Below are 22,075 nucleotides of genomic sequence, written 5' to 3' on the forward strand. Positions count from 1 at the left end.
CATGGACCGACGATTCGAGACGCTCGTCTACACCGACTGCCGCCCCGGCGAAGGCCTCGGCGGCGGCGCCGGCCTCCAGTTCCAGGCTCGCTCCAGCGACGCCGCCGTGGCCGCGCAGACCCTGGTCAAGGACCGCCTGCTGTACGAGCCGCCGGCCCGCTGGATGGCCGACCGCCGCCCGGCGGGGGAGTACCCGCCCTCCTTCGGGCACCTCAGCGCCTCCGGCTACCTGGCCACCGCGGCCGGCGTCTACCTGGGGCGGGAGGCCAACGGGGTGCGCGAGGGCAACCAGCTCACCCACGCCATCGTCACCACCGGGCCGGAGGCGTACCGCGGCCTGCGCCCGGCCCAGCTGTACGGCGCCGGGTTCTGGACCACCACCCCGGCGCCCGGCTGCCGGTCCGTGCCGGTCACCGTGAGCCCGGAGGACGTGCCGTACACCCCGGCCCGCGCCCGCAAGTTCGTGCTCGCCCGTCCGAACGGCGCCGCCATGCTGTTCGCGCTGGTCTCCGCCCTGGAACGGGCCGGCCGCGACGGCCGCGTGCTGTTCCTCGGCGACGACGTCGGCGACATCGTGGAATGGCTGGTCGCCGGCACCCTGCTGGTGCCCCGCCGGCGTGCCCTGGAACTCGGCTTCAAAATCTACTCCAACGACCCGGCCCGGTCACCGGCCCCCGTCGTCGCCGTGCACCCCGACTTCGCCGGGCCCGCCACCCGCGTCGACAACCAGCTCGGCTACCTCGTCTTCGACCTCACCACCCACCGGCACAGCCCGGTCGCCGTCACCGACAGCGCCGACCGCTGGGTGCGGCTGTTCCTCGACGGCGACCCGCGCGACGCCGTCGACGCCCTCGACGTGGCCGGCGAGTCCGGCATCGACGACGGCGCGGCCGCCGCGGCCCTCGGGCTCGCCGCCATCCTGCACGCCGAACCACCCCCCGAACACGCCGAGGCGGTCGTCGGCTGGCTGCGGCGCGGGCCACCGCGACTGCGTGACGCGTACGGCGCCGACCTCACCGACCTCTTCGCCGAGATGCCCGAACGCTGGTCCCGCGAGGTGCTGCGACTGCTCGACGAGGTCGGCAGCGACGGCCTGCTGCCCGGCAAGGCCGCCGAGGTGCGCATCGCCCTGCTCATCAAGGACATCGAGGAGGCGGTCACCGGCGGCCCGGTCACCTCCGAGCCACCCGCCCCGCTGCCCGCCGGCGAATGGGGACCGGACCGCGACGACCAGGCGCTCGCCCTGCTCCTGGAGGCGCTGCGGGCCCCCGGCCGGTCCGGGCACGCCATCGAGGCGCTGCTGCGGGTCGCCCACCGCTACCGCGCCGACGTGCACCCGGCCGGTCTCGGCGACGCCTCCGCCGAACTCGCCCGGCACCTGTCCCGCGACCCCCGGCTGCTGCGCCCCGCCGAATGGCCGCACGCCGCCGAGACCGAGGACCTGGTCATCGCCGCGCTGCGGGGCCGGGCCGCACGCGGCGGCGCCGAACCGGCCCTCATCGGCGACGTGTGGGGGGACTGGCTGCTGCGCCGCCGCCCCCGGCTGCCACGCGAGCTGCGCGCCGCCGCGCTGGGCGCCGCGATCCGCGACGGCGCCGACCGGTCCGGGCTGCTGCGCGACGAGCTCTCCGCGGTTCTCCAAGACCCCGACCGGTACGCGCGACGCGTCACCGACCTGTTCAGTCAGACCCCCGCCCGCCCCGACGAGATGCAGCTGATCGCCGAGAACGCCCCACCCGGCACGCCCCCGCTCGACCGGGTGTTCCGCCCCGTCACCGAGCCGGTCGCCGGCCAGGGCCCGGTCACCACCCGCCAGCTCAAGCTCTGCCACGACCTGCGGCACCGTGGCCTGATCCGGCCGGACCGGGCCCTCGAGGTCACCCTGGCCGCCGACGAGATCCTCGCCGGCGCCGTCGCCCGGCTGCTCGGCGACCCACCCGACGACCGGGTCACCGGGCTGCTCACCGACATCGCCGACGCCCCGCCCCGCCTGGTCCGCGCCCGTACGCCCCGGATCCTCGCCGCCCTGCTCGACCTGCCCGTCTTCCGGACCGGCGACAAGGTGTTCGACCGCCATCCGGACCTGCTCGACCCGTACCTCAACGAACTCGCCGCCACGCTGCGGACCAGCACCCGGGCCGCGCTCGCGGTGATGGCCTTCCAGCTGGAGGGCAACCGGCTGCGCGACGACAGGACCCGCAAGACGGCGCTCGGCAAAGCCCTCGACCACTGGCTGACCTGGGTCCCCGACCGGCATCTGGCACAGGCCGCCCACCAGGTCGCCGACGTGCTCGGCCGCAAATGGGCGGAGGCCTGGGACGACCGGGTGGACCGGCTCGCCGGCCGCCGCAAGCGGTACCGCATCACCCACCCGTTCGGCGGGGGACGCTCCTGATGCGCGTGATCGGATTCGCCGTCTACTACGCCGGCGCCCTGGCCTGCCTGCTCTTCGTCACCGTGCCGGTCAGCCTGGTGCTGGCCGGGGTGAGCCTGGTGACCGGCGCCGTGGCCGTCATCGTGGCCGCCGGCCTGGTCCTCGCCGGCCCCGGAGCGGGCCTGCTCACCCCGGACGGCGCCCGGACCGGCCTGCCCGGCCGGGTCGCCCGTGAGTTCGTCCGCCGCGACCCGGCCTGGCCGCAGTACTTCGCGGCGCAGGCGATCCTCGACGCCGGCGCCACCACCGGCCGGGCCTGGGCCTGGACCGCCGGCGCGTGGCGCACCGGCGTCGGCTGGCTGGCCGACAACAACTGCGGCGGATTCTGGTGGCCGATCGTGGTGCTGCCGGTGCTCACCGTCCTGGCCGCCGGTTCCCTCGGCGCGGCCGTCGTGCTGCCCGCCTGCCTGCTCGTGATCGCCGCGCTGACCCTGGCCGCCTGGATCACCGGGCCGCCGCTGGTCTACCTGCTGCGCGGCGTGGACGCCGGCTGGCGGCGGATGCTGCGGTCCCGGGCCAGCTGCACCGCCTGCTTCGCCACCGCCGCGGTGCCCGCCTACCGCTGCCGGGGCGCGCACGGCCCGGCCCAGCGGTCCTCCGGCGACGACCTGCACCGCGACCTGCGGCCCGGACGGCTCGGCGTGCTGTGGCGGCGCTGCTCGTGCGGACTGCGGCTGCCCACCATGGTGCTGCGGGCCGCGCACAGCCGGCACCTGGAGGCCTGCTGCCCGAGCTGCGGTGAGGCGCTCTTCGCCGGCGCCGGCCGGGTCCGTGACGTCCGTGCGCCGGTCTTCGGCGCGGCGTCGGCCGGCAAGACCCAGTTCATCATGGCCGCGCTGGTCGGGCTGCACCGCGCCGCCGACAAGGCCGGCATCGCCGTCACCATGCCGGACAACCGCGGCCGGATCGCCTACGAGGTCTACGCCGACCTGATCTCCCGCGCCGCCCCGGCCCCGAAGACCGACACCACCGCGCCGGTCGCCGTCACCGTACGCCTCGAACAGGGCCTGAACACCACCCTGCTGCACCTGTTCGACGCGGCCGGCGAGACGCTGACCGACCGCGAGCAGAACGCCTCGCTGTCCTACCTGGACACCGCCGAGACGCTCACCTTCGTCCTCGACCCGTTCTCGATCCGGCGGATCCGCGACGAACACGGCGCCGCGTCGGCGACCGTCTTCACCGACGCCAACGCGGCCCTGCACGACCCGGAGGACGCCTACAGCGCCACCGCCCAGCGGCTCCAGGAATACGGGGTACGCACCGACCGCAACCGGCTGGCCTTCGTGGTCACCAAGGCCGACCTGCTACGCCGCCTGCCCTTGAGCATGCCCGGGGACGACAGCGCCGCGGTCCGTGACTGGCTCCGCTCGTACGGCCTGGAGAACCTGGTGGTGACCGCCGAGCGCGACTTCCGGCAGGTCCGCTTCTTCCTCGTCTCCGGCCGCGACACCGACCCGGACGGCCCCGTCTCGGTGCTGCGCTGGGTCCTCATGAAGGGATGGGGAGGCATTGGCTGACCCGCGCACCCGGCCACCGGTCGTCCACCGGCTGTCCCGGCTCACGATCCTGCTCGTCATCGTGGCGCTGGCCGTCTGGTTCGGCACCTCGGCCCTCGCCCTGACCGCCGTCGACTGGGCCACCACCGTCGTCTCCGACATCACCGCCACGATCTGGCGCCCCCTCACCGAGACGTCCTGACCGGCAAGTCATGTAAGTATAGTTACAGTAACTACGCTTACATGGGGGTGTCGTGGAGAAGCCGGAAGAGATCTTCGACCGAGAGAGCGAATGGGCCGAGCTTGTCCGTTTCGCTCGCCTACCGCAGCGTGGTGCGACCCTCGGCGTGGTCTCCGGCCGCCGCCGCCAGGGCAAGACGTTCCTGCTCGACGCGCTGGTGCGGGCGGCCGGTGGTTTCATGTTCACCGCCACCGAGTCCTCCGAGGCCGACGCGCTCCGGCAGTACGGCGAGGCACTCGGCGATCACCTGGGTGAGGCGACGCCACTGCGGTTCGTCAACTGGGACGAGGCGATCACGCGGACGATGACTCTGGCGCGGCAAGGCCCGCTGCCGGTGGTGATCGACGAGTTCCCGTTCCTGGCCCGGGCGAGCCCGGCGCTGCCCTCGATCATCCAGCGCGCGCTCGATCCGGCGGGGCAGCGGTCGAACACCCAGGTGCGGCTGCTGTTGTGCGGTTCGGCGCTGTCGTTCATGGGGGGCCTGCTGTCCGGAACAGCGCCACTGCGGGGCCGGGCGGGCCTGGAGCTGGTGGTCCGGACGCTGGACTACCGGGCGGCCGCCAGGTTCTGGGACATCGGCGACCCGCGCACCGCCCTGCTCGTCAACGCGATCGTCGGTGGTACACCCGCCTACCGGCACGAGTTCACCCAGGACGACACGCCGGACGGTCCGGACGACTTCGACGACTGGGTCGTCCGCGCGGTACTGAACCCGGCCCGCCCCCTGTTCCGGGAGGCGCGCTACCTGCTCGCCGAGGAACCCGACATCCGCGATCCCGCCCTGTACCACTCGGTTCTGGCCGCCATCGCCGACGGGCGCACCCGCCGCGGTGAGATCGCCAACTTCCTGGGCCGGCAACCGTCCGACCTGGCTCATCCACTGGGCGTCCTGGAAGACGTCGGCCTGGTCGTGCGGGAGGAAGACGCGTTCAAGAGCAACCGCGGCGTCTACCGCACCGCCGAGCCCCTGCTGAACTTCTATCACGCCGTCATGCGGCCGGCGTGGGGTGACCTGGAACGTTCCGGTCGTGCCCGCCAGGTCTGGCCCCGGCTCCAGCGCACCTTCCTCAGCAAGGTCGTCGGCCCGCACTTCGAGACGATCTGCCGCAACTGGACCCGCTGGGAGGCCGATTTGGCCGTTCTCGGTGGCTACCCGAGCAGGGTCGCGGCCGGTGTCGTCAACGACCCCGCCGCCCGCACTCGGCACGAGGTGGACGTGGCCGCCTTCAACCGCGACGAGCAGGACCGGGAGGAACTTCTCGCCATCGGTGAGGCCAAGTGGAACGAGACGGTCGGAACCGCCCACCTCCAGCGCTTGGTGCACATCCGTACCCTGCTCGACAGCCGGGACGGCGTCCGCACGGATCGATGCCGGCTCCTGCTGTTCAGCGGCAACGGCTTCACCGAAGACCTTCGGGCGATGGCCGCAGCCGACCCCGGCATTCAGCTCATCGACCCCCGCCGGTTGTACGCGCTCGACTGACCCCGGTGTCAGGGCCGGGCGGCCGGCCAGGAACAACGTGCTGGTCCACACAGGGGGTCGAGTGCGCCGGTCAGCCCTTGACCAGGGTCGCGGTGGCGGGCCATCCGCCGCCCGCGTTCTCCTCGCACATGACGATCTGCTGGTCCGCCACCGCCGCCAGCACCGTGCGCCAGCCGCCGTGTGTCATGACGACCCGCGTGACGCGCCCGTTCCACAGCGGACGCCAGTCGGCCTCGGTCCAGGTGTCCCGCAACCACAGGCCGCCCGCCGTCGCGATCGCCACGCTGACGCCCTGCCGGTGCCCGGCGCAGGCGACGTCGAGGGGCTCGTCGGGCGCGTCGAGCCACAGCGGCTCCTCCCAGTCGCCGAGGAGCGTCTCGGCGATCGCGACCCGCCGTTGCGCGGTACGGATCGCCGCGCAGACGAGCTCGCCCCACGTGTTCGGGGTCAGCGCGGCGGCGTCCGCGCCGGCCAGCCCGACGGCGTCCAGGCGCGCCGGCGGCCCGCACAGCACACCGCCGTCCGACGCCTCGACGACGACCTGCGGCCGGCCGTCCACCCCGGTCGCGGCGGCGAGCACCCGGCGCGCGACCCCGGACCTGGCGACCTCGGCACGGCCGTCCAGCGAGACCGTCACCGTCGCGAGGACACCCTGCCGGTCGATCGCGAACCCGGCCACCGAGCCGTCGCCGCCGGCCGCCACCCGTACCGGCCCGGACACCTGAAGGTCCTCGACGTGGTGCCAGCGCGCACCGCTGCGGTGCCAGACGCCTCCGTCGGCGGCCGTCGCCATGAGGATCACCTCGCCGCTGCCGTGCCGTGCCGCCGCGACCGACAGCGGGTTCCCCGGCCCGGCGTCGTCGCCGAGCAGCGCCGGATGGCGGACCGGCGAGACGGTCACCGCGCCGATCCGGTCGATACCGGCGGCGGCGAGACGGCTCGCTCCGGCGCCGGTCGCCGCGATCGCGACATCCCGGTACGCCCCGGCGGGAACACCCTCGGCGAACAGCGCCCGGAACTCCTCCGCCCAGTCCGTCAGCCGGGCGGGACGCTGCCGCGGGTCGTACGCGAGCAGCGACCCGACGTGCTCGGCGAGCCGGGCCGGATACCCGAAGCCGGCCAGGTCCCGCGCCGCCTGCTCCCGGGCGTGCGCCATCGGCGGGTGGACGCCGGTCAGCAGGTGGTAGACGATCGCGCCGAACGAGTACCTGTCACACGCCGGGGTGATCTCGTGCTCCGGCGCGGCATAGCCCGCCGTGACGTACCGCCGCGTGGTCGCCGATCCCGTCGCACGCATGAACGCGAAGTCGATGAGCAGGACCTGACCGTCACTTTTGACCATGACGTTGCCCGGCGAGATGTCGCGGTGCACCTGCCCGTGGTCGGCGAGCGCGTCGAGCTGGCGGGCGAACCGGGCCACCACGTCGGCGACGGCGCCCGGCGCCGGGCGTTCCTCCTGCTGCCAGGTCCCCAGATTCCGCCCGTCGACCCAGGGGGTGACCAGGAACAGCGAGCGTACGGCGGACTCCGGCGGCTGCGGGTCGGGGTGGGGCGCCGGTCCGGTGAACGCCCGAGCCGTCGGCACCACCCCCGGAATGTCCCGCAACTCGATGGTGCGGTCGATCGTGTCCTGCCACATCCGCCGCCACCGGTCCAGGGCCTGGTTCGGGGTCTCGTCGTTGTCCTGATCGACGTGCCGCGGGAGCAGGATCTTGATCGCCCAGGTGCCGCCCAGCCGGCCGAGAACACGCTCGGCCTGCCAGAGCTCGCCCTCGCCGCCGGTATGGACTCGCCGGACCAGCCGGTACATCGCCGCGTCCTCGTCGCTGCTGACGTACCAGCCTTCCTGCTCGACGGCGTCCGTTCCTCGCATCCGGTCAGTCCTTCATCATCACGAAACGGGCTTCGACGGAACTCGTGGCGCTCGTCGCCGGCTCCGTCTCCGGCGCCCGCTGGGCGGGCCGCATCGGGGTCTGAACCGGCGCCGGTGTGTGGTCGGGCAGCGTGGCCGCCTCCGCCTCGACGTCACGCAGCGCTTCGGTGAGCCGCTGGATGACCGCGACCACCAGCGCATCCGGGCCGGTGCCGTCGGGGCGGCAGACGGCGGCGAGCCCGCTCAGGTCGGGCGGCCGCGCCTCGACCCGTGCCTTCAACCGGTCCAGCAGCGCGACGTATCCGGCCACGGCGGGCGGCCGCACCGCAGCCGCCGCCCGTCCCGTACGAGCCGGCGGGCCCGCAATCCGAACGCGGCGACCAGCAGCGCCCACGTCGCCGTCGTCGAGACGCTGGCGGCGGCGTCGATGCAGCGCAGCACCACGGCCGGCGTCCCGTCGGGCAGCGTCGCCGGGTGGACGTCCATCCGCTCCAGTTGCGCCACGCCGTCGGTACGCCGCAGCTCCGCCTCGACACGCGCCAGGTGTGTTGTCGAGGCCGAGGCGAGGTAGCGGGTCGCCACGTGCTGCCGTGACGTGCCGAGCCGGTGCGAGCCCCCGGTGCCGGAACCCTCCGGATCGGCCCGCCCGGTCAGCGCGATCAGCAGCGGCACATGCTCCCGCAGCAGGTTGCACAGCACCTCCTGCTCCACCGCCGAGGCGACCTCGAGGACGTGCCGATCGTCGCCGGGCGGTCCGACGGCGCGCCGTCCGTCGAACTCGGCGGCGACCGAGGCCGGCAGCAGCGACACGTGGGCCGCCGCCACGGTTTCGGCCAGATCGGCCGCGACGGCGCCGGCCCACTCGGCACGGGCGGCCGGGCTCCCGAGCCAGCACGGCGCCGGCTCGGCGTACCACAGCGCGGGCTTGCCGGCGACGCGTTCGCCGCCACCCCGGTTGAACACGGTCCCGCGCCGGCCGGTGGTGGGCAGGTGACCGTCGACGACGACGAAGCCCTTGGCCACATGCTGGCGCAACGCGCCGATCCGGGTCACACCTACGAGCACGTCAGGTCGTTCCTTCGCTCTCGATCTCGGTCCTGGGCGGCTCGGATCGGCCGGACCAGGTTCGGCCGTCGCCGACGGGAAACCTCTGGCCGGACACGTAGACACTGACGGACCGCGCCAGCGAGAGCAGGTCGTGCCCGCCGAGCGTGACGGCCGTGTGCGGTTCGAGCCGGACGCCGTCGCCCGCCGGGGCGCCGGCACGGTGGATCCGCGTGCCGTTGGCCGAGCCGAGGTCGACAGCCATGACGGAGCCGTCCGGCCGCAACCGCAGGAGCAGGTGCTGGCGGCTGATCCGGCCATGGCGCTCCGGAGGCGCGGGCAGCGAGTCGACGCCGACACCGTAGATGGCGCGTCCCCGGCCGATGACCACGTCCACGCCCGCCTCGATGGGGAATCGCAGCAGCTCGGCGCCGGCCATGTCGCACAACACGAGCTGTTTCGTCTGCCGCCGCGGCCCGATCGCGGCCAGCGGGCCCTCGCAGAACGGGCAGCGAACCCGTCCTTCGGCGTCGGCGACCGGCCACAGCAGCAGCTCGCCCTCCCGGGTCATGGCCGCCGTGCAGTACGGGTCGCCGCAGGACCATCTGGTCCGCAGCACCGCCGTGGCCAGCCCGGCCGCGTGGACGAGCTTGGCCTCCTTCTCCCGGGAGACCAGCGGGCGCGGCTCGGGCTTGACGCCGGACGGCACGAATGCGATCGAGTCGCCGTTCATCCGCCACGCGAGAAAGCGTTCCGGGTGATCTTCGATCCACGGGTGCTCGCGCCGATGATCGATGAATTTGTCGCGGCTGAGAACCATCATTTCCGCATTGTCGCGAGCCATCGGAAGAATGACCTCGTCGGCCACCGCGGCCTCGACGACACCCCACTCCTCCACCAGGGCGGGCCAGCGTTCCCGGTCGGCATCCGGAAGGCGATCGCGTAACGAGGTGTCGGCCACGAAAGTCATTTCCGCGTCCGCACCATAGCGCTCACGCCATGCGCTCGCCAGGCGTATCACCCGATCGAGATCCGGGTGGCCGTTTTTCGACGGCAATTCCTCTGACCAGCAGACATTGGACACGTCGACCGCCACGGCATTGGAGGGCATCGCCGTAACGTACTCGGTGACGGCGAATTCCGGATGACACGTTCGGCCGGGAACCTGAGCCCGCATCGGCTACCCCGTTTCGGTTTCCGCGAATTTCGACACCAACGCTCCGATGATCAGAACCGGGCGGAGAGGAAGCGGCGCACCTCGCTGAAATCGGTCTCCTCGGCGCTCGCCGCGAGCACCGCGCCGAGCAGGCCGGGCAGGTCCAGGCCGGGCAGCTCGAAACAGCCGTCGTCGGTGGCCAGCGCCCGCATCACCGTGTCGTCCGCGCCGGGCAGGCCGAACGCGAAGATCTGGGTACGCCGGTGCTCGCGGGCCCGCGCGAGCCGCCGCGCCAGCGGCTGCCACCCGTCGCTCGGGTTGCCCTCGAAATCGGTGGGCGCGCCGTCACCGACCAGGATGATCCGGGACGCGGCCGGGCCCGGCTCCAGCGCCCGCCGCTCCTCCAGCAGGTGCAGCGCCAGGTCGATGGCGGCCACCATGGGGCTGGCGCCGCCCGCCGTCAGCTCCGGGATCTCCAGCCGGGCCGCCGGCACGAACGCGCCACCGTCGGCGGCCGACGGCGTGCCGTCGCCGGAGACCACCAGGACACCGCCCAGCCCGTACGTCAGGACCGCGAACTCGACGCCCCGCAGCGCACCGGCGCCCGCCGCCCGCACGGCCGGCAGCCAGGCGGCGAGCTGCCGGTTCAGCGCCACGATGGCCGGCACCCCACCGGTCTCGGTGGTGCGCATCGAATCCGACGTGTCCAGCAGCAACGTGACGAACCGGGGCTCCATTGTCACCTTTCCGGGTGGGTGATCTCACCCGGTATCTGACGGACAGGCGGGCGCTGTCCGTCAGATACCGATGCGAGGGGAGACAAGGGATGGACGAGGACGCCGAACGGTACGCCGTGATCGCCGCCGCGCTGGCCGGGCACGCCCCGATCGCCGACGCGGTGGGCGCCCTGCGATCGGTGCCGGCCGGCGGACCGTACCGCGGTGCTCTCGCCGCCGGGCTGATCGACCGGTTCGTGGCCGACGAACAGAGCCAGCTCTTCGGCGACCGGGAGCCGCTGGAGGCCCTGATCGCGATCGGCGACGGCGACCCGCCGGCCGGGCCGTCCTGGCCGCGGACCCGGGCGCTGGGCCGGTCCGCGGCCCTCGCCATGGCCGCCCTGCGCTACGACCTGCCGAACACCGCGGACGCACTGGAGGAACTCGACGAACTGGCCGCCACGATCACCGACGGCGACCGGGCCGGCCGGATCCACCTGGAACGCGCCCGCCTCGCCGTCTCCATGTACCACGCCGTGATCGACGGCGACGACCCGTTCCAGAGCGAGGCGTGGCAACGGTTCCGCAAGCTCGCCGACGACGGCCCGCCCGAGGCCGTCGCGCTCGGCGAGGCCATCGACATCTCCCAGGCGCTGATGAACGACCCGCACACCGACCTCGACGCCCGGCTCGAACGGCTGCGCGAGGTCGCCGCCCGGCTGCCGGACACGGCGGCCCGCTCGTTGATCGAATCGACCGCCGACCAGATCCGGCAGGTCATCGGCGGCGACCTGGACGCGATCCCCTCGACCAGCGGCCGCGGTGCGGAGGCGCTCCACATGGCCGCTTCGGTCATCGGCCCGCTCTCCGCGGAGGACGCCACCGAGGAGGACCTGGACCGGGCGGTGGACCGGATGCGGGCCGCCCTCGCCGCCAGCCCGGACGACCCGCACCAGCGGATCGTGCACCTGACCGGGCTGGCCGTGGTCCTCGCCCGGCGGGCCGAGGCCATCAACGACATCGGTGACCTGCCGGAGGCGGAGCGGCTGCTGGTGGAGGCGCAGGGGCTGCTCAGCGGCCCGCAGGACCGGGGCTGGGAGATCGTCCACGAGGGCCTGTCCCAGGTACGCCAGCGGATGGGCGTCGAGCAGGACTCCTACCTGGACGCGGTGGTCTCCCTGCGTACCCATGTCTGGCGGGTCCTGATGCAGCCGGACGCGGCCGGAGCCGCCGCCGTCGCGCGGGAGGCCGGGGACGCGGCCGTCTCCGCCGCCCGCGGCTGCCTGCGCGTCCACGACGTCGCCGGAGCGGTCCGCGCCCTGGACGCGGGCCGTGGCCTGGCCCTGTACGCGGCCACCGAGATGCGCTCGGTGCCGGACCTGCTGCGGGACGCCGGCCGGGACGACCTGGCCGCCGGCTGGCAGCGGGCGATCGACGCGGACGGGCCGGCGCCGGGCCTGCGCCGCCGGGTGTTCGGCGTGCTGGCCGACATCGCCCCGGGCGGCGCCCTGTTCGACCCGCCGGAGATCGACGAGATCCGCGACGCGCTGTCCGAGCTGGACCTGGACGGCCTGGTCTACCTGGTCCCGTCGTCCGACGTGTGGCCGGGCCTGGCCGTCGCGGTGCCCGCCGAGGGTGAGCTGTCCTATCTCGGCCTGCCCGCACTGAAGCCGGCCGACAGCCCCGAGGTGGACGACTACCTGGCCACCATGAGCAGCCGGGACAGCGCCGCCGTGGGCCGCGGCGGCAACCGCGACCTGGTGCCGGACGACGATCTGACCGACCGGCTCGACATCGTCCGCGACTGGGCCTGGCGGGCCGCCATGGGCCCGATCATCGACAGCGTGCTCCCGACCTGGACGCACGTACCCGGCCACCGGGTGCCCCGGATGGCGCTCGTGCCGATGGGGGAACTGGCCCTCATCCCGTGGCAGGCGGCCTGCCGCGCGGGTGGTGAACCGGCCATCCGTACGGTGGCGTTCTCCCAGGCCGCGTCCGCGCGGATGCTGCTGCGCAGCGCCGCCCTGCCGCCGGTCGCGCCGTCCCGGCTCGGCCTGATCGTCGCCGACCCGGCCACCGGAGCCCCCGCCGTGGACCTGCACGGCGCCCGTGACGAGGCGTCCGCGATCCACGACGTCCTCTACCGCGGCGCCCGCTACCTGGGCCGGATGCCCGGAGACGGTGCCGTCAGCCCCTCCGGCGAGGGCACCCCGGAGCAGGTACGCGCCTGGCTGACCAGCACCGGCCGCGCCGCCGGGACCATGCTGCACCTGGCCTGCCACGGCGTCGCCGACCCGGACGGCGGGTCCTACCTGATGCTGGCCGGTCAGCGGCTGGCCGCCGAGGAACTGGTGAAGCTGATGACCGCGGTGCCGGAACGCGCGGTCGGCCTGGTCGTGCTGGCCGCGTGCAGCTCCGGGATGGCCGCCCGCGACTACGACGAGGCGTACAGCCTGGGCACCGCCTTCCTGGCCGGCGGCGCCCGCTCGGTGCTGTCCACCCAGTGGACGATTCCGGACAGCAGCACCTCGCTGCTGATGTTCATGTTCCACCACCACCTGATGACCGAACGGCTGCCGGTCTGGGAGGCGCTGCACCGCGCCCAGCTGTGGATGCTCGACCCGGACCGCGAGGTGCCCGGGTCCATGCCCGCCCGGCTGAGCGCGCAGCTCGACGACGGCGATCCGGCCGACGTCACCGGCTGGGCCGGCTTCCTGCACGGCGGTCGTTGAGAGGAGACCGGAGTTTGTCCAAGATCGACGCCCTGCGGGCCCGGCTGAGCAAGCTCAGGGGCACCACCCGCGCCCGGCCGCTGCTGGACCTGACACAGCTGCTCAGTGACGCGTACTGGCAGGCCGGGCCGGGCAAACCCGAGTCACGGCCGCTGCTCGACCAGGCCATCGCGGCGGTCGACGAGGCGTACGGCTACTTCGGCGACGCCGACCCGATGCGCCGCAACGTGGCCGGGATGCGCGGCTGGCTGCACGGCTCCCGCCACCTGGCGCACGCCAGCCCCGCCGAGGACCGCGACATCGGGCTCCAGCAGATCGAGGAGGGCCTGCGGGCGTCCGGCCTGTCGCCGGTGCTCAGCAGCTCGATGCGGCTCACCCAGGGGCAGCTGTACATGAGCCGGGTGACCGAGATCCTGCAACAGCCGGGCGCCGTCAACATGATCACCGAAGGCCGTCTGCCGGCGAGCGCGACCACCGACGTGGACCGGGCGGTCGCCTGTTTCGAGCGGGTACGCGACGAGACCGGCGCGCCCCAGCAGGCTCGCGACATCACCGGGCCCCTGCTCCGGATGGCCGGCGCGCTGCGGATCTTCGTCACCACGCCGAAGGTCACCTCCAGTGTGGAGATCATGAACCGGTGGATGGAGGCCATGAAGGTCATCCAGCAGATCCACCAGGAACAGTCGGCCATGCACATGGTCGTGCCGATCGGCACCAACGGCGCGTTCTACGGCGCGGACCGGATCGCCGACCAGGATCCGCTGGACCGTCCGGTGCCGCTCGTGCAGTCGGCCGCCCCGGCCGTGCCCCGGCCGCGCCGCCCCCCGCGCCCGGCCCGGACCACTCCCCGGGCCCCGGCCCGGACCCCGGCCCCCGTGCCGGCGCCGGACGACGCCACGGCCCTGCGCCGCGAGCTGCGGGAGCTGATCACCGGCGGCGGTGACCTGTTCCCGGCGCTGGACCGGCTGCTGCGGGCTCCCGCCCCGGCGCCCGGCCTGGTCGACGACATGGTCGCGCTGGCCACCGCGGTCGTCGACGCGGGCGCCGCGAACCGCACCGACCAGTTGCTGCTCGCCGCCGGGCTGAGCCTGCGGGCCCGCGCGGCCGGTGGCCGCCGGGCCCGCCGCGACCTCACCGAGGCCGCGGACGCGCTGGTCGAGGCCGCCGGCTCGGCACGCACCCCACCCCCCGAGGCGGTCCGCGTGATGCGCCGGGTGGCCGACCTGGTGGACCGGGCCGACCCGGCGGTACGCGCCGGCCACCGCCTGACCGCGATCCTCCGCGAACGTGAAGGAGGCCGCTGAGGTAGCCGGAATGAATCGACTGTCCACCCGATGGCGGCCTCTGAACGTGCGGAATCGGGGCAGCGGACGGTCCGACCGCCCCGATGGGACTCCCCGTAGGACGGTGATTAGAGCAAGCTTCAACCACCGATCCCGGCCCCACCGTCGGAAGGAGTCCTCGGTGGTCATCTCGCACGGCTCGATCACCCGATCAGAACCGGACACCCTGTGCCGGCTCCGGGAGCTGGCCGCGGCCGGCTCCCTGGCCGCGGCGGCATCCGGGGACGGCGCTGAGCGGACCGTGCTGGCGGGCGCCGCGTACGAACTGGTGTGGCCGATCGTGTTCGCCCGGGTGACCCGCCGGTTCGAGCGGCAGCGCGGCCACGCCGTCTGTGCCTCGGGGCTGACCAAACTGGCCGACGAGTGTCTCGACCGGTTCCACGACGACGTCGAGGCGGTGGTCGACGATCTGCTGACCCACGCCCGTCAGCCGATCCGGCACCTGGAGGCGTGGGTGACCGCCCGGCTCGGCGCGGCCACCGTGAACGCGCACCGCCGCCGCCGGGGCGAACGCGGCGCGCTGCAACGGCCACGGCTGCCCGGCTGGCTGGCCGACGGCCTGGGCCGGGACCGGTGGCTGATGGCGCTGGCCGTCGACATGCTGGTCTGGGTGGGAGTGAGCGGCACGGCCGGTGACCAGCTGTGGCCGGTCGAGTCGTGGGCACAGTCCCGGGGCGCGTGCACCGGCGACTGGCAGGGCAGCGACCCGGCCACGGTACGGCGGGAGATCGAATCGGTGCTGGTCGCGATGCGGGCCCGCCCCACGTGGTACCGGTCCTTCGTGGAACGACCGATCGGAGCCAAACGGCCACCAGTGGTCACGATGGCCGTCGACCCGTACGGTGAACCAGTGCTACCGCTGGTCCCCGGTGACCCCGACGCGCGGGTCGAGTCCGAGCTCCGCCACCTCGCCGGTGACGCCGTCCGGGTCATAGTCGCCCGTCTCGGCCGTGGCGAACCGGCCGAGACGGTGGTCGTCGAGGTGCTTCACACGATCTTCGGTGGCGCCTTCACCGGCACGCTCGACCAGATGCCGCACAGCATGGCCGACCCGCTCGGCGGGATCGTCGGCGGGCTGACCGACCGGTCCCGGGTGGACCGGATCGTCACGGAGATCCTGGCGATCGTCGATGAGGGCGATGACGGTGACGCGTTATCGGTGTGATTCCATGCCGTGATCCGACCCCATTCGATGGGCCGAGATTCCGGAAATTGCCGGACTTCGTGCTGTCATTCCAGCGATTGCGAGGTCACCGTCCGTAAGGTCCAATGAGGACATGACGCGTGAGGGTGAACCGGCCTGGGCACCGGGATCCTTTCTGACCCTGCTCACCGTCGCCGAACGCGACGAGCTGCTGTCGCTCGGCACCACCCGCCGGCTGCCAGGGGGCCGGCACCTGCTCGTCGAGGGCCGCCAGGACACCCAGGTCGAGGTGATCCGGCAGGGCCACGTGAAGATCACCACCACGGTCGGCGGGATACCCCGGCTGCTCGCCATCCGGCTGCCCGGCGACCTGGTCGGCGAACTCGCCGCGATCACCGGCAGCGGCCGCATCGCCACCGTCACCACCTGCGGCGACGTCGTCTCCACGGTGATCCGGCAGGCCGAGTTCCTGCACTTCGTCAACCGCCATCCACACGTCGCCGCACAGGTCACCGCGGCGGTCGGCCGCAAGCTGCGGTGGGCCAACGACCGGCGGTCCGAGTTCTCCGCCTTCCCGGTGCACGTCCGCCTCGGCCGGGTGCTGCTGGAGATCGCCACCAGCTGCGGCGAGGCCGTCGGGGACACGTGGCTGATCCGGGTCGAGCTGAGCCAGACCGAACTGGCGTCGCTGGTCGGCGCCCGCGAGGACACCGTCCAGCGGGCGCTGCGCGACCTGCGCCGCGAGGGCCTGGTCCGGACCGGCTACCGCCGGATCACCGTGCTCGACGCGGCCGCCCTGCGCGCCCTCACCGAGAAGGCCGAGTGGCTCTAGGGAACGACGGTCTTGATCACCGCCTCGGTGGTGGTCCAGTCGTAGGCCACGCCCAGTTCGGCGTCGACCAGGTCACGGTGGTGCAGGCCCCCGCCGAGCCGGTCGAGCAGGTTCAGGGCGGTGAGGACCTTGCGGTTGTGGACGGGAAGGCGTCTGCCCAGCACCGGCAGTTCGTACGGCCGGCTCGAGAACCACTGCTCGGCGGCGAACAGCTTCAGCCGATCCCGGGCGTATGCTCCGGGCTGAACCGGCACGTCCTTGGGCAGTTCCACCGAGATGCGCCGTCGATCCCGGCAGTAGACGGTGACGCCCGGCTCGATGATGTCGCCCCGGAACAGCCACGAGCTCGACGCGAACCGCGGGGTCAGGTCGAGCAGCACGCAGAAGAGCGGGACGGGCCCGGTGTTGTGCAGCCGGATCCGGATCCACGGCGGCTCCCAGTCCCGGTCGCCCGGGGTGTAGGAGAGCACATGCTCACCGAGCCCGCCCGGGGCCAGCGGCTCGTCGGTCTCCGCGTCGACGAGCTCGATACGGACCGGCGAGGTGATCCTGGGCGCCGGGTTCTCCAGGCCCCAGATCAGCAGCCACCGGGCGATGTGATCCAGCGCCTTGACCACCCGGGCGACCCGGTCGCTGCCCTCGTACGCCCATTCGGCGTACCGCTCCGCGCGCCGATCGGTGATCACCAGGTTGCCGTCGGCGGCCAGCGTGACCAGCACGTCCACGATCTCGCCCGGCGCGGCCACCCGCAGCTGCGGCGACCGGCCGATCGCCGCGGTCAGTTCGGTGACCTCGGCCGGGTCCACCCCGGCGACCGCCACCGCCGTACGCGGCAGCGGCACCGACGTCGTGACGACCAGGAACTGCCGCTCCCGGTCCGGTTCCCAGCCATCGGCCGGTTTGACGAGACTGTCCGTCGAGCGCACCTCGACGATCTCGGCCTCCTGCCCGGTCTCGTCGTGCACGCCGATCCGCAGCCCGTCGCCGACCGGCAGGCCGTGCACCGTCCCGGCGTCGATCGCCCACTCGTCGTGGGTGTACCGCATCCAGATGCCGCTCTCCGGCACCACCACGATCCCGCCCAGGAACGGCTGGTCGAGCTGCTCGGGGATGGCGCACCGGGCCGACGATTCCTGGTACGCCTGCCGGATCGCCAGCCGAGCCCGCACGGCCTGCATCAGCTCGTAGTAGGTCGCCCCGGAGCCGAGCTGTTTACGGGCCCTCAGCAGCGCCCAGCTGAAGACGCCCTGCATCGCACCGTCCAGGGGCCTCTCCTCCGCGGCCTCGCCGGACTCACAGGCGGCCAGTTCGATGTGCCGCATCGGCGGGACGGCGGCGGCCCGTTCGATGGTGCCGGGCAGGAACGACTCGACCGGACGAGATCCTGCCGAGCGCGGGACCGCCCGGATCGGGAAGAACGGGTCCCGGGAAGCCCCGGCCGAGTGGCAGCTGTCCAGCACCACGGTGATGTGCCCGGCGGTCAGCTCGTCGATGAGCAGCGCCAGCTCCTTGTCCCACAGGTCCGGCACGCCGTCGCTGCGGCTGTCCGCGCAGACCAGCGTCTGCACCCGGCCCGAGGCCTCCAGCCCCTCCGCCCAGTCCGGGGCCTCGGCGTCCGAGCCGTGCCCGCTGAACCAGAACAGCGCCACGTCGTCCGGCCCGGCCTGACCCAGATGGGACCGGAACGCGGCGATCACCGCCTCCCGGGTGGCCTCGCCGTTACGCAGGATCAGCGACTCCATCCGGGTGCCGGGCGCGAGGGTGGCCCGCAGGTGCGCCTCGGCCGTCTCCACGTCGCGGACACAGCCGGACAGGTCACCGACGGCCCGGTACTCGTTGATGCCGACGAGCAGCGCGTACAGCACCTTCACGCGGTCACCTCCGGTCCGACGTGGATCCAGCCACGTTCGAGGAAGCCCTTCTCCGGCAGCTCGACGGTCATCGCCCGGAAGTCGGCGGCCACCGGCGGCTGTACGGCGTGCACGATCACGTCCCGGTAGAGCACGTCCGGTACGCCCAGCGCGTACACGGCCGAGGGGTTGGTCTTGATCGCCTCGCGCAGCGGCGCGCTGTCCAGCAGCCGGTGCACGGCGATCGCCGACGTGCCGACCCACCCGTTCTCACCCTGTTTGACCAGCCCTCGGTGCAGGGCGACGCGCAGCCGCATCGTCTGGTCGGCGGCCCGGCCCCGATCCCGTTCGGCGAGCCGTTCGCCGAGCTCGCGCAGCAGCGCCGGGATCACCCGCGACTCGTCGATGCCGTACGGCAGGACGGTGAACTGCCCGTCCCCCTGCGGCTGCGGATCCACCTGCCGCTCCGCGATGCCGGCCGCCTGCCGGGCCCGCCCCAGCACCTCGACCAGGTCGTGTTGCAGCAGCTCGGTCTCGGCGTTGCCGCGGCGGCTGTACCCGACCACGTCGGCGGCCATGCACAGCCGCACCGAGGCGCCGTCCGGCCCGGCGGCCGGGGTCAGCGGCTCGGTGAACGGGACGGCGTCGGACAGCACCGCGGTCTCCCGGCCGCCCGGCCCGGTCGTCTCCACCTGCACCGACAGCAGCCCGGCGACCTCGGGCGCGCCGGCCGGGATCTCCAGCAGGGCGTGCATGCCGTACGTGCGGGGCAGCACGAACCGCCCCCGGGGATCCTCCCAGGACCACCCGAACGAGCCCGTCTGCACCCCGTTCGCCCAGGCGCGCGGCACCCCGCGACGGCCGAGCAGCCGGCGCAGCAGCCCGCCGCGCTCCCCGGCGGCGGCCGTGGCCAGGGCCGCCACGCCCGACGCGGGACTGCCGGTGACCAGCCCGAACTCGTCGCCGTCGAGATCCAGCCGGAGGGCCCGGGAACCGCCGCCGGCGAGCGTCACGTCGAAGCGGGCGGCGGTGTAGCGGCGGCCCGGCTCGAGGGCGTCCAGGTCGAAGGCGAACAGTGCTCCGGCGTACCGATGATGTCCGAGAGCGGCGCGACCGCGCAGGGTGACCGGTAGATCCTCGGCCGGCACCGGATAGATCAGCGGGTGTCCGCACCGCACCCCGCCTCGCCATCCGTCCGGCCCGGACAGGCCCTTGCCGCCGGCCGGGCCGAGCGTGTGGTGGCCCAGGATCTCGGCGCCGGTCAGCTCTTCGTCATCCCACATGCCCCTAGCTGACGGACAGCGGCGTCCAGGCCAGGCCGTACCCGTGGCCCTCGCGCAGATTGTGGAAGTCGCGGACCACCTCGCCCAGCGGGGACGGCTCGATCACGGTCCGCCCGGGCGGCCGGTTGCGCAGATCGGTGTACGGCACCTCGTCGAGCAGCCACACCTCGGCCGGCCGCCGCGCCCCGAACCGGACCCGCACCGTCCCGGACTCGCAAGGGTCGAGCGGCACGATCGCGTAGTAGGGCCAGATCGGCTGCCCGGGCGCCAGCGTGACCCGCAGCCAGAACTCGTGTATGTCGCCCGGCTGCATCTTGTCCGGCAGTTCGAGGACGGCCCGCTGGCCGCTGCCGTTCGGCTCCATGGTCCGCACCCGGGCGCCGAACAGCGCGTCCACCCCCGGCGGGCCGACCTCGGCGGGGGACTCCGGCAGGCCGATCCGGATCACGATCTCGTCTATCTCGCGGGTGGCCACGATGGTGCGCATCTCATACAGCTCAGGTGTCGCGGTGTCCAGCCGGAACAGGGCCCGCAGCGACGACACCCGCCAGCCGGAGCCGTTCGCCGGGTCGGCGGGCGGCTCCGGGGTCTTCTCGCCGGCCTGGGCCATCAGCGCGACCGCGTCGTCGATCCGCCGCCGGGCCGTGCGCACCGACACGTTCTGGAGGTCGGCCAGGCGCTGCTCGCGGTCGAGGAGGGTGGGGAAGCGGGAGTCGCGGTCCAGCGCGAACGCGAGCATGGCGGCCTGCCGCATGTCCGGCGCCAGGTCGGCGGCCAGCTCCCGCAGCAGCGTCCCGACCGCCGCGTGCACCCGGTTCTCGCGTTCGTGCGTGCCGAGCCGGCAGCGGCGGCGGATCTCCGGCCCGAGGAATCCGCCCAGCCCGAGGCGTTCCACGCCCCGGCCCCGGCGGAGTCTCTTCAGCTCGTGGTACAGATCGGAGTCGGCCATGGTCGTCCTTCGGCTATACAACAGACTGACCGTAGTGCATATTTGTGTCGGCTAGCACACCGCCGGTGACCGAGATCCCGGAAAACTACGGATTGTCATCGAGTTGAGAACGTCCTCGATGGCCAGTGCGACGGCCAGAAATATGGCCACTGAGTTGCCGCGATCCGGATTTCACACGGTCCAGTATGGGCCGATGATCTGGGGGGATAGGGTCACAGAGAGTTACAGTATGAATGCTGGGCCGGGCCGGACACGGATCCCGCGCCAGCGGCGCAGCACGGCCGCCGACCGGGCCCGCCTGCGCCGCCTCGCCGAGACGGGCCTGCTGGGCGCCCTGTCCCAGGAGGAACGACGGCGCCTGCTTCCGGCCGCCTACGAGGTGGCCTATCCGATCGTCTATGACGTGATCACCCGTCGCATCGCCCGCAACCGGGGGCACAACGCCTGTAGTCACGGGCTGCGGCACATGGAGGAGTCCTGTCTGGACGGCTTCCACGATGATCTTGAAGCGGTGGCCGAGCACCTGCTCGCCGTCACCCAGCCGATCGCCGACCTGGAGGGCTGGCTGGCCCGCCGCGCACAGAACGCCGCCATCGACGGCCACCGGCGACGGCGTGGCGAGCAGGGCGCCCTCCAGCGCCCGCGGATGACCAAGGCGCTGTCCGATGGGCTCGGCGATTCGTGGCTGTGCGAGCTGGCCCTCAAGATCCTTACCTGGGTGGGCCTGCCGGGGGGCGTCGGCGTCACCGTGTGGCCACTGGACAGCTGGGCCCGTGACCGCGCCGACCACACCGGCGATCACCGGGGCAGCACCCCGGCCCGGGTGCAGGCCGACATCGACCGGGTCCTCGAGGTGATGCGCCGCCGCCCCGACTGGTACGAGCGCAACGTCGAACGCCCCCTCGGCCGCAAGACCACCCCGGTCGGCGGCTCGCCGGGGGAGCGGATCGGCGAACCCCGCCCGCTGCTGGTGCTCGACGCGGCCGAGGCCGGCGAGGCCCGGTTCGCGGACCTGGCCGCCCTCGCCGTCGAGGCGATCCGGGCCGGGCTGAGCCGCGACGAGGACCCGACCGTCACCGTGGTCACCGTCCTCACCACCCTGTTCCTCAACGGCAGCGGCGCCGACGAGATCGACCGCGCCCCGGGCGACGGCTCACTCGCCGAGGACCGGCTGTCATCCGTGCTCGGCGATCCCGCCGCCGTCTCCGCCCTGGTCCAGCGGGTCCTGCGGATCGTGCGCGGGCCCGGATAGCAACCGTTCGAGAGCGCGGCGGCGGTCGGCGGCGAACTCCCCGACCTCCGCCGCGTCGTGCTGTTCGAGGGCGACATGGGCGGCCTCCGCCAGCGCCTCCTCGAGAAGACGCCGGATCCGCTCCTCCTGCCCCGGGGTGAGTTCCATGAGAGGGCTACCGGTCGCGATCTTCGATCATGAACAAATGATGACTGATCATCCCGGCCTCTTCTCATACCGTCTGCGGCGCACACCTAGAACTGGC

18 protein-coding genes are annotated in these 22,075 nt (G+C 73.3%); 9 read left to right on the forward strand and 9 right to left on the reverse strand.

All coding sequences use genetic code 11. From position 1 onward, the window contains the following. The first annotated feature begins 1 nt into the window (after position 1). The 4 genes from KZ829_RS22200 to KZ829_RS22215 are packed head-to-tail and all read left to right on the forward strand — an operon-like array spanning position 2 to position 5,657. Entirely contained in the window at positions 2 to 2,395 is a 2,394-nt protein-coding gene (locus KZ829_RS22200) for a GTPase-associated protein 1-related protein (protein ID WP_220145846.1), read from the forward strand. Beyond that, positions 2,395 to 3,954: a TRAFAC clade GTPase domain-containing protein gene (locus KZ829_RS22205; protein ID WP_220145847.1), complete on the forward strand. Its 1,560-nt coding sequence runs from the start codon at positions 2,395 to 2,397 to the stop codon at positions 3,952 to 3,954. The genes KZ829_RS22200 and KZ829_RS22205 overlap by 1 nt, the downstream gene beginning before the upstream one ends. Beyond that, entirely contained in the window at positions 3,947 to 4,135 is a 189-nt protein-coding gene (locus KZ829_RS22210; RefSeq protein ID WP_220145848.1) for a hypothetical protein, read from the forward strand. The genes KZ829_RS22205 and KZ829_RS22210 overlap by 8 nt, the downstream gene beginning before the upstream one ends. A gap of 52 nt (positions 4,136 to 4,187) precedes the next feature. Beyond that, complete coding sequence (locus tag KZ829_RS22215; RefSeq protein WP_220145849.1) at positions 4,188 to 5,657, forward strand: AAA family ATPase; 1,470 nt, start codon at positions 4,188 to 4,190, stop codon at positions 5,655 to 5,657. A 70-nt stretch (positions 5,658 to 5,727) separates the two neighbouring features. Here KZ829_RS22215 and KZ829_RS22220 read toward each other — a convergent pair whose 3' ends face one another. The 5 genes from KZ829_RS22220 to KZ829_RS22240 all read right to left on the reverse strand — a co-directional run bounded on the left by KZ829_RS22220 (position 5,728) and on the right by KZ829_RS22240 (position 10,467). Further along, positions 5,728 to 7,530 (reverse strand): serine/threonine protein kinase, encoded by a 1,803-nt coding sequence (locus KZ829_RS22220; protein ID WP_220145850.1) that lies wholly within the window; start codon positions 7,528 to 7,530, stop codon positions 5,728 to 5,730. Between the two features lie 4 nt (positions 7,531 to 7,534). Then, positions 7,535 to 7,840 (reverse strand): hypothetical protein, encoded by a 306-nt coding sequence (locus KZ829_RS22225; protein ID WP_220145851.1) that lies wholly within the window; start codon positions 7,838 to 7,840, stop codon positions 7,535 to 7,537. After that, the gene (locus KZ829_RS22230; RefSeq protein ID WP_220145852.1) at positions 7,807 to 8,595 is read right to left on the reverse strand and encodes a hypothetical protein; all 789 of its coding nucleotides are present in this window, start codon (positions 8,593 to 8,595) and stop codon (positions 7,807 to 7,809) included. The genes KZ829_RS22225 and KZ829_RS22230 overlap by 34 nt, the downstream gene beginning before the upstream one ends. Position 8,596: 1 nt before the next feature. Further along, positions 8,597 to 9,544 (reverse strand): FHA domain-containing protein, encoded by a 948-nt coding sequence (locus KZ829_RS22235; protein ID WP_220145853.1) that lies wholly within the window; start codon positions 9,542 to 9,544, stop codon positions 8,597 to 8,599. A gap of 257 nt (positions 9,545 to 9,801) precedes the next feature. Next, on the reverse strand, positions 9,802 to 10,467 hold the full coding sequence (locus KZ829_RS22240) for a vWA domain-containing protein (RefSeq protein WP_220145854.1): 666 nt from the start codon (positions 10,465 to 10,467) through the stop codon (positions 9,802 to 9,804). Positions 10,468 to 10,556: 89 nt separating this feature from the next. On the opposite strand from KZ829_RS22240, the gene KZ829_RS22245 reads away from it, so the two are divergent. From KZ829_RS22245 to KZ829_RS22260, 4 genes are all read left to right on the forward strand, one after another. Further along, a complete protein-coding gene (locus KZ829_RS22245) occupies positions 10,557 to 13,178 on the forward strand; it encodes a CHAT domain-containing protein (protein ID WP_220145855.1) in 2,622 nt (873 codons plus the stop codon). 14 nt (positions 13,179 to 13,192) lie between these two features. Beyond that, on the forward strand, positions 13,193 to 14,482 hold the full coding sequence (locus KZ829_RS22250; RefSeq protein WP_220145856.1) for a hypothetical protein: 1,290 nt from the start codon (positions 13,193 to 13,195) through the stop codon (positions 14,480 to 14,482). A 160-nt stretch (positions 14,483 to 14,642) separates the two neighbouring features. Further along, positions 14,643 to 15,686, forward strand: a complete 1,044-nt coding sequence (locus KZ829_RS22255; RefSeq protein ID WP_220145857.1) for a hypothetical protein — start codon at positions 14,643 to 14,645, stop codon at positions 15,684 to 15,686. Positions 15,687 to 15,798: 112 nt separating this feature from the next. After that, positions 15,799 to 16,497, forward strand: a complete 699-nt coding sequence (locus KZ829_RS22260; protein ID WP_220145858.1) for a Crp/Fnr family transcriptional regulator — start codon at positions 15,799 to 15,801, stop codon at positions 16,495 to 16,497. Here the strand turns inward: KZ829_RS22260 and KZ829_RS22265 are convergent. From KZ829_RS22265 to KZ829_RS22275, 3 genes are read right to left on the reverse strand one after another with little or no spacing between them, the layout of a single operon-like run. Next, positions 16,494 to 18,368 (reverse strand): caspase family protein, encoded by a 1,875-nt coding sequence (locus KZ829_RS22265; protein ID WP_220145859.1) that lies wholly within the window; start codon positions 18,366 to 18,368, stop codon positions 16,494 to 16,496. The two genes, KZ829_RS22260 and KZ829_RS22265, sit on opposite strands and share 4 nt — an antisense overlap. Then, on the reverse strand, positions 18,365 to 19,630 hold the full coding sequence (locus KZ829_RS22270) for a hypothetical protein (RefSeq protein WP_220145860.1): 1,266 nt from the start codon (positions 19,628 to 19,630) through the stop codon (positions 18,365 to 18,367). Before KZ829_RS22270 ends, KZ829_RS22265 begins: the two co-directional genes overlap by 4 nt. Positions 19,631 to 19,634: 4 nt before the next feature. Further along, entirely contained in the window at positions 19,635 to 20,579 is a 945-nt protein-coding gene (locus KZ829_RS22275) for a hypothetical protein (protein ID WP_220145861.1), read from the reverse strand. A 229-nt stretch (positions 20,580 to 20,808) separates the two neighbouring features. Between KZ829_RS22275 and KZ829_RS22280 the strand changes: the two genes are divergently transcribed. Then, on the forward strand, positions 20,809 to 21,831 hold the full coding sequence (locus KZ829_RS22280; RefSeq protein ID WP_220145862.1) for a hypothetical protein: 1,023 nt from the start codon (positions 20,809 to 20,811) through the stop codon (positions 21,829 to 21,831). Here KZ829_RS22280 and KZ829_RS22285 read toward each other — a convergent pair. Then, a complete protein-coding gene (locus KZ829_RS22285) occupies positions 21,754 to 21,978 on the reverse strand; it encodes a hypothetical protein (protein ID WP_220145863.1) in 225 nt (74 codons plus the stop codon). The two genes, KZ829_RS22280 and KZ829_RS22285, sit on opposite strands and share 78 nt — an antisense overlap. Positions 21,979 to 22,075 lie beyond the last annotated feature (97 nt).

Origin of the sequence: Actinoplanes hulinensis (genome assembly GCF_019429605.1) — a bacterium.
GTDB classification, from domain to species: domain Bacteria; phylum Actinomycetota; class Actinomycetes; order Mycobacteriales; family Micromonosporaceae; genus Actinoplanes; species Actinoplanes campanulatus.

Coding starts and splice junctions, on each gene's coding strand:
- KZ829_RS22205 (WP_220145847.1), top strand. CDS start 2,395: ATGCGCGTGATCGGATTCGCCGTCTACTACGCCGGCGCCCTGGCCTGC.
- KZ829_RS22270 (WP_220145860.1), bottom strand. CDS start 19,630: ATGTGGGATGACGAAGAGCTGACCGGCGCCGAGATCCTGGGCCACCAC.
- KZ829_RS22245 (WP_220145855.1), top strand. CDS start 10,557: ATGGACGAGGACGCCGAACGGTACGCCGTGATCGCCGCCGCGCTGGCC.
- KZ829_RS22280 (WP_220145862.1), top strand. CDS start 20,809: ATGAATGCTGGGCCGGGCCGGACACGGATCCCGCGCCAGCGGCGCAGC.
- KZ829_RS22200 (WP_220145846.1), top strand. CDS start 2: ATGGACCGACGATTCGAGACGCTCGTCTACACCGACTGCCGCCCCGGC.
- KZ829_RS22285 (WP_220145863.1), bottom strand. CDS start 21,978: ATGGAACTCACCCCGGGGCAGGAGGAGCGGATCCGGCGTCTTCTCGAG.
- KZ829_RS22240 (WP_220145854.1), bottom strand. CDS start 10,467: ATGGAGCCCCGGTTCGTCACGTTGCTGCTGGACACGTCGGATTCGATG.
- KZ829_RS22260 (WP_220145858.1), top strand. CDS start 15,799: ATGACGCGTGAGGGTGAACCGGCCTGGGCACCGGGATCCTTTCTGACC.
- KZ829_RS22275 (WP_220145861.1), bottom strand. CDS start 20,579: ATGGCCGACTCCGATCTGTACCACGAGCTGAAGAGACTCCGCCGGGGC.
- KZ829_RS22220 (WP_220145850.1), bottom strand. CDS start 7,530: ATGCGAGGAACGGACGCCGTCGAGCAGGAAGGCTGGTACGTCAGCAGC.
- KZ829_RS22235 (WP_220145853.1), bottom strand. CDS start 9,544: ATGACTTTCGTGGCCGACACCTCGTTACGCGATCGCCTTCCGGATGCC.